A 13528-nucleotide genomic window follows, 5' to 3' on the forward strand; every position below is an offset into this window, starting at 1 on the left:
TCGCCTGGACATCACAGTTCCGGCTACTCAAACAAGATCACGGATCGGGCGACGCCCCCGGTTCGCAAGCGATCAAGACCCTCATTGACCTCCGCGAGCGTGATCCGGTTCGCGACCAGTTCGTCGAGACGCAAACGCCCCTGGAGATACAATTCCGCATACTCGGGAATGTGAATCTGCGGAATCGTTGACCCCATCGCGACCCCGTGCACCGACTTCTGATCGAAAAAGTGTCGGAATGGAATGCCGAGAATCGCATCAGGTTTCTGCACACCCACGAGATACGCGCTTCCTCCCTTGCCCAGTGATGCCAGCGCAATCTCGAGAGTCTCCGGGCGTCCGATGATCTCGAAAGCGTGCGTCACCCCCAGCCCATTGGTCACACGCTTTACCTCAGCCACCGGATCCCCGTAGCTGGAGTTGATCACATCGGTGGCGCCGAGCTCTGTCGCGAGCCGCAATGCTTCGTCGTTGAGATCGATCGCAATGATGCGGCGCGCGCCGGCAATGCGAGCTCCCTGCACTGCGTTGAGACCAACGCCCCCACATCCGACCACCACGACGGTGTCTCCGTGGGTGACTCCCGCAGTATTGAGCACCGCGCCCAGGCCGGTCGAGACACCACACCCGAGCAGACACGCAACGTCGAATGGAACCTCGTGAGGAATCGGCACAACCAGGTTCTCGTGCAGCACGACACGATCAGCGAAGCCACCGATCCCAATGAACTGAGTCACAGATTCACCGGCAACGCTCACCCGCGATGCCTGTTCAGAAGTTCGCGCCGTGGCGTGGTGATCATGGCAGAGAAACGGCTGCCCGTTTCTGCACCTCGCGCACCGGCCGCAGTGGTTCACCGGGCATGCCACCACATGGTCACCTACGGCGATCCCCCGCACCGCAGATCCGATCGCCTCGACGGTTCCTGCGATCTCGTGCCCCAGCATGAGCGGCAGGGGGAACCCGTGATCAGCGTGTGCGACCGTGAGGTCACTGCGGCACACCCCACTTGCGTGTACCCGCACGCGAACCTCGTGCGACGTCACCTCATCGAGTTGAATTGACTCAACGACGAGGGGCGCACCCAACTCGCGAAGTACGGCACCGACGGCCTCGACTCCTGGCATCGCCGTCAGTCCCGGTGTACCACGGGTGAAGGGGCATCAAGTCCCAGGTGCTCGCGCAGGGTCGTTCCCTCATACTCGGTGCGAAAGTAGCCTCGCTCCTGCAGCTCAGGGATGAGCTTGGTGCACATCATCTCCATGCCGCCCGGCATGAAGGGCGCGTTCACGTTGAATCCGTCACACGCCCGACCGTCGAACCAATCGATCATGTAGTCCGCCGCAGCGGAAGGGGTGCCGATGAAGAACCCGTGGCCGGTGCCGCGAGCATCCTCAATGATCAGTTCGCGCAGCGTGAGGCCGTCCTGCACCGCTCGTCGACGGAAGATTTCAGACCGACTCCTGGCGAACTTCTCGGGGAACCGATCAACCGGAACCTGATCGCTCAACTCGATGCCCGAGAGATCCATTCCGTGGCTGGCTGAGAGCTGCTGCACTCCGAACTCCATATTTACCTGATCCGCCAGGTGCTGAGCGAGCTCCTCGGCCTCGGCTTGCGTGTCGCCGAGAATCGGCACCAGCCCCGGGAGTATCTTCACCTGATTCGGATTGCGTCCCTTCTCAGCGACGATGCGCTTGTAGTCGGCGTAGTACTCCTGAGCATTGGCCTTGTCGGGTTGCGCGGCATAAATGCAGTCCGCGAACGTGGATCCGAGCTCAATTCCCGGGCCCGACGAGCCGGCCTGCACCAAGATGGGTCGACCCTGCAGAGAGGGACGCATGTTCAGCGGACCTTGCACATTGAAGAACTCACCCTGGTGGTTGATGCGATGCAGCTTTGAGGTATCGGCCCACACCCCGGATGCGCGGTCGGTGACTACCGCATCTGCATCCCAGCTGTCCCACAGCTGGGTCACCACCTCGAGATACTCCATGGCACGGCGGTAGCGGTCAGCGGGATCGGGCATTTCTTCTAGCCCGAAGTTTTGGTTGCCCTGAGAGCTCGTCACGATGTTCCAACCGGCACGGCCGCCGCTCATGTGATCAATTCCCATGATCTGTCGCGCGGTGTTATATGGCTCAGAAAATGTAGTCGAAACCGTGCCAATCAGACCGATCTTGGTCGTACGTGCCGCAAGTGCGGCGAGCACCGTCATGGGCTCGTACAGACCGTTCATCTTGACGTCGTTGCGCAGAATCGTGTCGGCCGTCACGATATCTCCAAAGAAGACCGCATCGAGTTTCGCGGCTTCTGCCATCAGGGTAAGTTCAGCGACAAATTCGAGATACCCGAGTTCCTCCGCCCGGCTTCCCTCCAGCCGCCAGCTGTCTTTGTGATAACCCGCGGGCAGCATAAACGTAGTGATATGCATCTTGTCGGGGCGACGTTCCATCGTTCTCTCCTGCGTGTCGAGTGCGTGTGTGTGGTCGATTAGTGACCGAGAAGCTCGAGGATGCGAGTACGAGCTTCCCCAAATCTCGGATTGGTTTTTGTGGATGCTTGGTCTCGGTGGTCACCAAAATCTGTGTCCAGCACTTCGACCACGGCAGCGGGCTTTCCGGCAAGCACCACCACTCGATCAGAGAGGTAGAGTGCCTCGTCGATGTCGTGAGTCACGAGAATGACGGTGAGTTTGAGCCGGCGCTGAAGGTCCAACACCAAGTCCTCCAGGCTGAAGCGCGTTTGCGCATCGACAGAGGCGAATGGCTCGTCCATCAGCAGGATCTTCGCTTCGTAGGCCAGCCCTCGCGCAATGGCCACACGCTGCTGCATGCCTCCCGACATCTCCCAGGGAAACTTGCTCCCTTGACCGCCGAGACCCACGCTCTCGAGCGCGCTCTCCGCGCGTTCGAGACGTTCCTTCTTTCCAAAGCGACCTTCGAGCGGGAAGGCGACATTCTCAATGGTCGTCATCCACGGAAGCAAGGAGCGGCTGTAGTCCTGGAAGACCACGCCAATCGACGGATGTGGCTGCCGGATCATCTCATTGTCTACGTAGACATGCCCGTCAGTGGGTTGAATGAGGCCCGAGAAGATTCGGAGCAGGGTGGTCTTTCCGACCCCCGACGGGCCGACGATGGAGAGAAACTCTCCCTGTTCGACCGTCAGGTTGAGGTTGGCGAGCACCTGGTTGAGTTGCTCGCCCTCGCCGAAGTTCATTGTCACATGGTCAACTCGAACTGCGGCAGCGGTGTTCACCTGATCCTGCACAGTGGTATCTGCAACTCGTTCAGTGTTCATTGGGCCATTGCTCCTGACTTGAAATACCAGCGCAGCGGAATGCGCTCGATGCGGAAGAAAATAAGGGTGATGAGGTACCCCACGATGCCGACCAAAATGGCACCGGCCCAGGTCTGCGCCATCTGAAAGGTGCTCGACGAATTCAGAATGTAGAACCCGACACCCTTGTTTGCAGCGAAGAGTTCGCTGACGACCATGACGGTGATCCCAATCGGAAGCGCCACACGAATGCCCGCGAAGATCTGAGGAGTGGCCCCCGGGAGAACTACTCTTCTGAAGTACCGCGCGGGAGAGATGCGGTACACCTTGCCGAATCGTCGGATCGTCGGCTCGATCCCTCGAACCCCATCGATGGTGTTTAACAGAATCGGGAACAGGCAGGCAAAGGCGATGGTGTAGATCTTGGGGCCAGGACCCAACCCAAACGTTCCGATAATCAGCGGAACGAGCGCAGCTTGCGGGATGGAGCGCGCAAAGCTCACATAGGGATCCAGCGCGTCCCGGAGCGGGCGCACTTCTCCGATCAACAGCCCCAAGCCAATGCCCACGACGATGGCAATCGCGAGCCCGACAGCCAGGTTTGTCAAGCTGAACCCGAGGTATCCGATGAGGAGCCCGTTCGAAAGATCTCGCCACAGTGTGTCGAGGATCACCGAGAGGGGCGGAAAGAACACGTTCGTGCTCCCGCTCGAGGCGAACCACCACAGCAGAACGAGGGCGACAATGAGCCAGCTCTTCTCCAGAACTCTCCGAAGTCTCTTCACGTTAGATCTCCTGTCGGTTCCATTTGAGGGCCTTCGCCTCAACTGCGGCGATGGCAGAATTCAGCGCCCAGCCCACCAGCCCAGCGAAGATAATGTAGGCAAACGCCACGTCCCACCGAGATGCCTCCTGCGCAAGGGTGATCTGTCGCCCAAGCCCGGGGGTCTGGCTGAGCACTCCGACGCCGACCGACACCAGAATTGAGATTGACGCCGAAATTCGGAGCCCGGTCGAGATCAGTGGCATTGCGGAGGGCAGCGTGACCCTCCAGAAGCGGCGAAGCGGGGTGATACGAAAGACGGATACAGTATCGGCGACTGACTGATCCTGACGTCGGCTGCCAGCAATCGACTGAATCAGAATCGGCCAGAGGCACGACAGGAAGACCATCAGAATCTCCATGCGTGCGTTGACCCCAATAACCAGGACGACCACAGGCATCAGCGCGAGCATCGGGAATGCTCGCCCAAACTCCACGAACACCTCGACAGACCGCGACAAGAACCCGTTGGTTCCAATTGCGACTCCCAGCACGATGCCGACCACCGCGGCAATCCCCAAGCCCGAGAATGCGCCGAACAGCGTCTGCCCGACCGCCACCCAGAACGCAGAGGTCGTGAGAACGGTCACGAGCGCAATGAAGATGCCCGCGACATCCGGGGCAGCTTCAGGCAGCGCCCCAGTGAGATAGAGACTCTGCCAGATACCGGCTAACGCCACGAAGACGAGCGCGCGAGAGATGGTGAGCCGCGCCCGGCGCGAAAGCCCGTGGGCCTTCGCGCCGGGGAGCACCACAGGAATGGTGAATGTTGACATTTCAGTCAATCCTCATCAATGTAGTTGTCTGTGTGAGCAGACTCATCGGGTAGGGGCGCCGCTCCACAGAACATCGTCGATAGAGACGGTGGTCGACACGATGCCGTAGTTGGAGAAGCCATCGGCAACGAGGCCAGCACGCTTCTTGTCGATCGCGACAGAAACGGGAATGAGCGCGGCCTCAGTGAGCGTTCCACGATCAATGTCAGAGACCTCAGCCGTGATATCGAGCACCGCTTCGACGTTCGCGGGATCCTCGTAGAATTCCTGCGCCTGCTCCATGGCGCGCACGAATGCAGCTGCGCTCTCTTCGTTCTCTTCGACCCACTGGGTGGTCGCGGTCCAGAGCGTGATGGGGCTCCCCGCCATGTATTCAGTGGAGGGGTTCGAGATGAGACGCACGTCGTCGCGCGCCATCAGCTGCCCATAGAACGGTGCTGAGGCCAGCACCGAGTCGATGGTTCCCTCGAGAAGGGCGGTTTCCATGCCTGAAGAGGCGATCTCGACCCGTTCAATCGCCAGTGGATCAATCCCAGCGTCTTCAGCGGCGAGAAACATGGGAATCTCGGAACCGGTATTCAGACCCTGGATGCCCACCGTGCGGCCGGCGAGATCCGCGGGAGACTGAATGTCGCTCGAATCGAGCACCAAAATGCCAGAAGTCGGCACCTCGGCATCGGTGTACCCGTTCCCGGCGATGGCAACAACCGGCACACCCGCCGCCGCGGAGGTAATCAGAGTTCCCAAGGAGCCGGTGGTGATATCCACCTCGCCACTGACCACTCGCGCGATGTTCGAGGTGGGGTCCGCGCCACGGATGATCTCCACTTCAAGACCCTGCTCTTCGAAGAAGCCTTCCTGCTGCGCGATGTATGCGGGTTCAAAGTGAATCGGCGCCACAACTACCTTCAGTGAGGTGAGCGATGCATCCGCGTTTCCTGCTTCGGCTGCACCCTCCTCGGCAAGTGGATCTGCGCTGCAGCTCGAGAGCGCCAGACCTGCAATTGCCGCGATCGCGACGGCGGCCCATAGGTTTTTCTTCATAGATGTACTACCTCCTTGTAGTGCGCACAGGTGTGCACGTTTTCTGTCTCGCTCAATAGAGCTGTGGGGAGCTGCTGTCTCCGATTGGCTCAGCTGCTCAGGTCAATCACGATTGTCTTGATTTCAGTGAACTGTTCGACGCCTTCGATTCCATTTTCGCGGCCGGTGCCAGACATCTTCACTCCGCCGAACGGCAGGGCTGGATCGATGCCGACCGCGCTGTTCAAGCGCACGGTGCCGACCTCGAGCCCGCGAGCGAGGGTGAGGGCGGTGCTGATATCACGTGTCCAGACTGATGCTGAGAGACCATAGTCTGAGTCGTTTGCACGGGCCAGGAGTTCGCTCAGCGAGGTCTCGTCATCAAACGTTTGCACTGCGAGCACCGGGCCGAAAATCTCTTCGCGCACCATTTTCATGTCTGCGTGCACGTCGGTCATCACCGTCGGTCTGACGAAATAGCCGGGACCGGTAATGTCCCCACCGCACACCAGGGTGGCTCCCTCTTGGATTCCGGATTCGATGTACCCCAGGACTGTCTGCTTCTGCGTATCGGAGATGAGCGGGCCGAGGTCTGCATCCCCGGCGGCACCAACTCGGAGTTGATTCGCAAATTGTGCAATCGCGGCCACAAATTCTTCGTGGATCGCCTGGTGCACGAACAAGCGCGATCCAGCAGCACACACTTGACCGCTGTTCCCAAAAATACCCATGGCGACCGCGGGAACCGCTTTCGCGAGATTGGCGTCTGGGAAGACGATCACCGGGGACTTTCCCCCGAGCTCAAGCGAACACTTCTTCATGCTGGCCGCGCAGGCTTGGCCGATCCTGACGCCCACCTCGGTTGATCCGGTGAAACTGATCTTCGCCACGGTGGGATGCTGGACCATCGCCTCACCCACGACGGATCCAGCCCCCAGGACGATGTTCACGACCCCGGCAGGAATACCTGCTTCAAGAATGAGTTCCCCGAGACGTACGGTTGTCGCGGGAGTAATCTCCGCCGGCTTCAGCACGACGGTGCAGCCGGCGGCGAGCGCCGCGGTTGTCTTATTCACCGCCATGGGAAGCGGGGCGTTCCAGGGGACGATCGCGCCGACCACTCCCAGCGGCTGCCGAATCGTCATCGCGTGCCAGTCGCCCGGCCGGGACATGTCTCGGGTCTCGCCATTCAGCCGAGTCGCCCACCCGCTATTGGCGATTGCGGTTTCAGCGGCATGCGCCACATCAAACATCCGCGCCTGGGAGAGTGGCTTCCCCGTGTTTTTCGATTCAAGCAGCGCAAGCTCATCGGCATGTTCATGAATCAGTTCGCCCAGTCGATGGATCAGTTCGGCCCGGCGGGCCGGTGTGAGTTCTCGCCATACGGCACCGGCACGTTCAGCAGCGCGCACCGCCGCATCAACGTTGGCCTCCGATCCCCGGGTGACGCGCGCAAATGCCGCTCCAGTCGTCGGGTCGATCAACTCTCTCTCGCCGTGTTCGCCGTCGACCCACGCACCGTCGATGAGCATGCGGAGCGGTCGAGTGAGAAACTCATCGACCTTCACCTGGGTCGCATTCTTCACCATCAGTTCGGTATTCACACCTCACCACCATTCTGCTCCAGGAGCTCGTGTACTAAGCCAAGGGTCACGGTCGCATGATCGCGGGATGCCTGGCAGGCTGCGGCAATATCTCGGCGCTCGAGCGCGTCGATCAGTCGCCTCTGGTTGCTCGAGTCAAAGAACTCATCCCACGAATCTTCGGGAACGGTGTGGGACCAGACGGCACCGACGCCCATGTGGTTGAACGCCCGTGTCAGCTCCTCCGAACCCGCGAGACCAATGATTCTGTCTTGGAGACGGGCGTTGAGATCCAAGAACGCTCGCATGGCCCCCGCAGAGCCTCGGAGGTGCTGCATCTCTTCGAATATCTCTCTCATCTCCGTGACATCTGAATCAGTCAGTGTATCCAGGTGGGTGGTGATCACCCCGCACTGGATCGCCGATCGCCCCTCGATGCAGCCTTGCATGAACTTCGCGGTGATCGGCAGGATCTGCAACGTGTCCTCGGTCTCGATCGCGAGGAGGCGATCCACCGCCAGTTTGGCGAGTGCCCGACCCACGGCTGCTCGCGGCAGATTCAGTTCCTCGACCACTCGAGAGATCGAAACGGCGTGACCCCGCAGGTCGCGATGCTCAAGGATCCACCGGCGAACGTCGAGATACGTGCGCTCCTCGCTTCCCGAGTGAAACGATCCAAAGGCTCCCCGGTAGTACGCCAGGGGCTGAGCGTCCGAAGCACCTGCCGAGGTGGCCCTGCCGAGAAATACTGTGTGTGTGCCTCCGACTGCCTCTTCCTCGGTCACGCAGATGATGTGCGCGAGCGCGCCGCGGATCACGGGCACGCCCTGCACCATATCGACGTCTACGCCAGAGAACTTGTCGCCCTTTTTGGCAAAGCGGTAGGCCAGATCCGACTGATGTGAGCTGAGCACGTTGATCGCGAACGTACGCGCGAGTTTCACCTGGTCGTGCGTGTTGCTCGACCGGTTCAGACACACCAGCATCATGGGCGGATCCATCGAGAGTGAACTCACTGCCGAAACTGTGGTGCCGAAAAGCTCTCCATCAACTGCGGTGGTGACCACAGCGACACCGCTCGCAAAGTGCCCCACGACGTGCCGAAAGGTGACGTCGTCGACGCTGAGCTGGGGTGTGTCCGTGTGACGGTCGTGCATGTCTCTGCTCTCCTGGTGAGTTTGGATTTGGGTCGACACTGCTAGGCAAGCAATCTGGTGAGGTCGCTGATGCTGTCGAGTTCGTCGATCCGCCCAATCACATCCCGGATCTCTTCTGCCTGTTCACGACTCTTTTGCCCGCCGAACTCAATATTCATGTAGTACTTCTCGAGAAGTGCGTCAGCGCTCAATCGGTTTCGGTAGATGTCGCCGAGGATGTTGTCCACCCGTTGATGCAGGCGGTCTCCCGACTTGGTCGTCACAATGACTTCGGCGGTTTGGTATTCACCCGCGGGAAGGGTGTCGACGATTGATACTCGATTCAGCATCGCTCGCACTGCGTCGCTGCGCATGTAGTCAACCGAAAGATGCTCGGGCCGCACTGTTCCTTCAATCATGCCAACTGCGACGTTGAAGGGGATGCTGAAAATGCCGTCGGTTTCTGACGCGGGGGTCTGCGAAAAGTCCTGGGCGGTGAAGCCGCGTTTGGTGGTGGGAGTGACGTGCACCTCGATCGATTCGATCTCACCAGCGGTCAAGTGATTGGCTTCGCGCACACGGAGCACCGCATCGAGCGCCGGGTGCGCTGCACGGCATGACGACCACGGCTTAATGATCATGTCTCCGTAGAAGGTCTCGCCCAGTGCTTCCAGCAGCTTTTCCGGTGCCGGATTCGGACTGAACATTTTAAAGAACCCGAATGGCGCATGTATGGCATCTTTTAACCCAGTGAATCCAGCCTGAGCGAGGTCTGCTGCCACCACTGCGTTACGAGCACCCAGCGCCTGAGGGAGTTTGAATGAATCCGCCTTGTCAAAGAGGCTCTGCACCGTTCCAGCCATCTGATTGAGCGCGTGCCCGAGCGCCCATCGGTACTGCACTTCGCTAAACCCAGCGATCTTTCCGGCGATCGCTGCGCCACCCATCACGTTGACTGTGCCCGTGTTGTCTCCGCCGCTCGCGGTGTGGAATCCGGATGCGACGGCCAACCGTGAGGCCAGGTCATCTCCCAGAATCAGTGCCTCAAGTACCTGCGCCCCAGAAGCTGCTGCGCGCTCACCTGTCGCAAGAGCCACCGGCACGGTGGTGCCACTAATGTGCGCAGCAATCATGCTGGCGTCTGCGCTTTCCGCCCCGACTGCTTCAAAATCGTACGATCTCATCGCCAAGGAATTCAGAAGCGCCGCGTGCGGAGCGGAGGTACGACCTTGCACACCGCACACCGTCGCCTCGGGTGTGTCTCCCGTTTTCAAGAAGACCGACCTCGCAGCTGCATTGCCCGTGGCATCCACCCCGGCAAGAATGTTGCCGACGCTGTCAAGCAGTCGTTCTTTCGCGCGATCGATCACGGACTGCGGCATGTCAGAAAGCCGAGCGCTCCGGAGATGCGCGGAAACCACTCCCGCGAAGTTCGTATTCGTTGTGTCGATGCGACTCTGCATGGACTCCACCTTCGTTTGCGTCATTGCTGTTCACGAAGCAGCGATGGCTGCGCTGCGGTTCACCCAGTGTGGCGCAGACCTCACCGCTCCAAAAGTCTGAACATTTGCGGCTGATACATCAAAAATATTGATGTATCAGCCGCCGAGAACACATCTGAACTTGCACCCGCGCAGCCGAGTTCGTGCAACGAAGACATGCAAAAAGAGGTCATTTCAATAGTTGACTTTTTCAATCAAATTCGGGTTTACTTAAGACACTGCCGTCAGAACTCTCGTTCGCTGACGCACGCTCGCCCCCAGAACCACAACGCGGAGGAACCCACATGTCGCTCGCAGGCAAAGTCGCCATCGTCACCGGATCAGGCCGCGGCCTGGGACTCGCATACGCACAGGAACTCGCACGCCAGGGTGCAGCCGTCGTCATTAACGACGTAGATGCAGCCACCGCAGCCGAGGCCGTCGCCTCGATCGTGGACGCGGGTGGCAAGGCCACAGCCGTCGTCGCCCCGGTCGGCCCAAGCGAGACCGCGAAACAGCTCGTTGCCGCCGCCGTCGAGACCTTTGGGCGCCTCGACATTCTCGTCACCAACGCCGGCGTGCTGCGCGATACCGTGCTCTGGAAGATGAGCGACGAAGACTTTGACCTCGTCACCAACGTCCACCTGCGCGGCACATTCACCTGCGTGCGCGAGGCCGCGATCCACATGCGCGAAGCGGGCGAAGGCGGGCGCATCATCTGCATCGGCTCCCCCACCGGTCAGCGCGGCAACTTCGGTCAGACCAACTACGCTGCGGCGAAGGCGGGCATCGTCGGCATGGTGCGCACCTGGGCTCTTGAGCTCAAGAAAGCCGGCATCACCGCGAACGCCGTGATCCCCGTTGCCGCGACCGCGATGACGGCGACCGTTCCCTACTTTCACGCAGCAGTTGAGGCTGACGCGAAGGGCGAGCCCATGCCCGACTTCTTCCGCAAGGAGATTGGCTTCGGCGGCGCGAGAGACGTGGCGCCGCTGATCGCTCACCTCGCTTCCGACGCGGCAGCCGGTGTCACCGGTCAGGCCATTGGCGTGGGCGGCGACCGCATTCAGGTCTGGTCACACCCCGAGCCCGTCGCGACCGCGTTCCACGATGGCGGGTGGAACGCCGAGGCTCTCGCCGCTGAGTTCGATCGCGTGGTCGGCGAGAACCTGCAGTCTGTCGGCGAGAAGTTCCCGGCACTGCCCGCAGAGCTCCAGCCCCCGGCCGCCTAAGCGATCCGCCAAGAGCCGTCAACGCAATCTACGGAGCACCCATGACCCGCTACGAACCAGCCCTCGATCTCGACTCGCTCATCGCGATCGACACGCACGTGCACATTGAAGGCGACGAACACGGCCACAATTCGTTGCCCAATGACCTCGCAGCCGCGGTCGGCGCCTACTTCGGCAACGGCGGCCTCCGGCCTGAACTCGATGCCGTGGCCGAGTATTACCGTGAGCGCAACATGGCCGCGGTGGTCTTCACCGTGGATGCGCGTACGAGCCTCGGCCACGATCCCATTCCCAGCGAAGACATCGCCGAGGGTGCAGCACGTCACAACGACGTGCTGATCCCTTACGGTTCGGTCGATCCGCTGCGGGGCGATGCTGCTGTGGATCACGCCCGCCGCCTCATCGAAGACCACGGCGTGCGCGGCTTCAAGTTTCACCCCACCGTGCAGGGCTTCGACCCCAGCGACGAACGCTATTACCCGCTCTACCGCGTGCTCGAAGAGGCGGGCGTGGTCGCGCTGTTCCACACCGGCCAGACGGGCATCGGCGCGGGCATGCCCGGCGGTCGCGGCCTGCGGCTCGGACTGTCGAACCCGATGCTGCTCGACGGCGTCGCCGCTGACTTCCCGACCCTGCAGATTGTGATGGCGCACCCGTCGGTGCCATGGCAGGAGGAAGCACTGTCGGTCGCGACCCACAAGCACAACACGTGGATCGATCTGTCGGGCTGGAGCCCGAAGTATTTCCCGGCCGAGCTGCAACGCTATGCCGGAACAATCCTGAAAGAGCGCGTGCTGTTCGGCACAGATTTTCCGCTCATCACTCCGGATCGTTGGATGAAAGACATCGAGCAGACGAACATCAAGCCTGAGGCACTCCCCGGCATTCTGAAAGACAATGCCATCCGCCTGCTGGGCCTTGACCAAGCCAAGGAGACGAGCGCGTGAGCACCCCCCTACGTGAGCCAGAGATCACCGCGACCGGCGCGATCGGTCTCGACCCGTTTGAGTTCGCAGACGGGAAGCTGAGCGAGGCCGCGCGGGCCGCGCTCGAGCAACTCCAGGTCACCCTCGACGAGCGCGTGAAGCCGCTCGTCAATGAGGCGTGGGATACCGCAACGATGCCTCCCGGCATCATCGGCGCGCTCGCCCCGCTGGGTCTCATGGCACCCGAAGGTGTGACCTCAGAAGAGGCCGACTCATCGCTTTTCAAGGGCTTCCGGAGTTATGTGCTCGCTCGCACCGACGTGTCGGTCGCCACGGTCTACAACGCGCAGGCGGGGCTGTTTCGGGCGACCGTGCGCATGGGCGGGTCACCTGAGCAGGTAGCCGAACTCGACCCCCAGATCCGCGACTTCGCTGTGAAGGGCGTCTTCGCCCTGACCGAGCCCGAACACGGCAGTGACATCGCTGGTGGATTGGCCACGACCGCGACCCGTGACGGCGACGACTGGATCATCTCCGGGCACAAGCGCTGGATCGGCGGCGCGATCAGCGCCGACGTGCTCGCTGTGTTCGCCCGCGATACCGCTGACAGTCAGGTGAAGTGCTTCCTGGTGCCCCGCGAGGCCGAGGGTGTCGCAATCGACACGATCACCGGCAAGGTCTCACTGCGCCCCATGCAGAACGCCGACTTCACACTCACCAACGTGCGCGTCTCGGATTCCGCACGGCTGCAGCGCATCAACTCGTGGCGAGATGTCTCCGAAATCATGGGCACACTGCGCGCCGACGTCGCGTGGATCGCGGCAGGTCTGCAGGCCGGCGCGCTGGAGGCCGCGATCCGCTACGTGCGCGAGCGCGAGCAGTTTGGCCGCAAGCTCGCTGGGTTCCAGCTGATCCAGGAGAAACTCGCGCGCATGGCAGGCAATGCCGTCGCCTCACTCGGTATGGTGATCCAGATTTCCGAGTTGCAGGATCGCGGCATCTTCAGTGATGCAAATTCCTCGCTCGCAAAGATGTGGGTAGCACTGCGGGCTCGTGAGACCGTCGCGCTCGCACGCGAGATCGTGGGAGGAAACGGCATTGTGCTCGACACCGATGTCGCGCGGTTCTTCGCAGATGCCGAAGCCGTGTATTCGTACGAGGGCACACACGAGATCACTTCTCTCATCGTTGGGCGAGCCCTCACCGGCGCTTCGGCGTTCGTGTAATCCAGCACTGCGCGAGCACAGCGGGCCAGGGAAGAACTCC

Annotated in this window: 12 protein-coding genes; 3 read left to right on the forward strand and 9 right to left on the reverse strand. The window is 61.1% G+C overall.

All coding sequences use genetic code 11. From position 1 onward, the window contains the following. Nucleotides 1-23 precede the first annotated feature (23 nt). The 9 genes from ACR0R4_RS05225 to ACR0R4_RS05265 form a co-directional block, all read right to left on the reverse strand. Complete coding sequence (locus ACR0R4_RS05225; RefSeq protein WP_433646312.1) at nt 24-1127, reverse strand: zinc-binding dehydrogenase; 1104 nt, start codon at nt 1125-1127, stop codon at nt 24-26. Nucleotides 1128-1132: 5 nt separating this feature from the next. Beyond that, a complete protein-coding gene (locus ACR0R4_RS05230; protein ID WP_433646313.1) occupies nt 1133-2455 on the reverse strand; it encodes an LLM class flavin-dependent oxidoreductase in 1323 nt (440 codons plus the stop codon). A 38-nt stretch (nt 2456-2493) separates the two neighbouring features. Further along, complete coding sequence (locus ACR0R4_RS05235) at nt 2494-3303, reverse strand: ABC transporter ATP-binding protein (RefSeq protein ID WP_433646314.1); 810 nt, start codon at nt 3301-3303, stop codon at nt 2494-2496. After that, nucleotides 3300-4067: an ABC transporter permease gene (locus ACR0R4_RS05240; RefSeq protein ID WP_433646315.1), complete on the reverse strand. Its 768-nt coding sequence runs from the start codon at nt 4065-4067 to the stop codon at nt 3300-3302. Before ACR0R4_RS05240 ends, ACR0R4_RS05235 begins: the two co-directional genes overlap by 4 nt. A gap of 1 nt (nt 4068) precedes the next feature. Further along, nucleotides 4069-4881 carry an ABC transporter permease gene (locus ACR0R4_RS05245; protein ID WP_433646316.1) on the reverse strand — a complete coding sequence of 271 codons (813 nt, stop codon included), beginning with the start codon at nt 4879-4881 and terminating at the stop codon, nt 4069-4071. A 42-nt stretch (nt 4882-4923) separates the two neighbouring features. Continuing rightward, nucleotides 4924-5925, reverse strand: a complete 1002-nt coding sequence (locus ACR0R4_RS05250) for an ABC transporter substrate-binding protein (RefSeq protein WP_433646317.1) — start codon at nt 5923-5925, stop codon at nt 4924-4926. 89 nt (nt 5926-6014) lie between these two features. Further along, nucleotides 6015-7508 (reverse strand): aldehyde dehydrogenase family protein, encoded by a 1494-nt coding sequence (locus ACR0R4_RS05255; protein ID WP_433646318.1) that lies wholly within the window; start codon nt 7506-7508, stop codon nt 6015-6017. Further along, nucleotides 7505-8644: a flavin reductase gene (locus ACR0R4_RS05260; protein ID WP_433646319.1), complete on the reverse strand. Its 1140-nt coding sequence runs from the start codon at nt 8642-8644 to the stop codon at nt 7505-7507. The genes ACR0R4_RS05255 and ACR0R4_RS05260 overlap by 4 nt, the downstream gene beginning before the upstream one ends. A gap of 41 nt (nt 8645-8685) precedes the next feature. Then, nucleotides 8686-10086, reverse strand: coding sequence for an MmgE/PrpD family protein (locus ACR0R4_RS05265; protein ID WP_433646320.1), 1401 nt, complete (start codon nt 10084-10086; stop codon nt 8686-8688). Nucleotides 10087-10409: 323 nt separating this feature from the next. On the opposite strand from ACR0R4_RS05265, the gene ACR0R4_RS05270 reads away from it, so the two are divergent. From ACR0R4_RS05270 to ACR0R4_RS05280, 3 genes are read left to right on the forward strand one after another with little or no spacing between them, the layout of a single operon-like run. After that, entirely contained in the window at nt 10410-11336 is a 927-nt protein-coding gene (locus ACR0R4_RS05270) for an SDR family oxidoreductase (RefSeq protein ID WP_433646321.1), read from the forward strand. 41 nt (nt 11337-11377) lie between these two features. Then, nucleotides 11378-12283 (forward strand): amidohydrolase family protein, encoded by a 906-nt coding sequence (locus ACR0R4_RS05275; protein ID WP_433646322.1) that lies wholly within the window; start codon nt 11378-11380, stop codon nt 12281-12283. After that, nucleotides 12280-13488 (forward strand): acyl-CoA dehydrogenase family protein, encoded by a 1209-nt coding sequence (locus tag ACR0R4_RS05280; RefSeq protein ID WP_433646323.1) that lies wholly within the window; start codon nt 12280-12282, stop codon nt 13486-13488. The genes ACR0R4_RS05275 and ACR0R4_RS05280 overlap by 4 nt, the downstream gene beginning before the upstream one ends. The last annotated feature ends 40 nt before the right edge of the window (nt 13489-13528 follow it).

It is taken from the genome of Leucobacter fengyongliangi (genome assembly GCF_050971685.1).
Classification (GTDB): Bacteria; Actinomycetota; Actinomycetes; order Actinomycetales; family Microbacteriaceae; genus Leucobacter.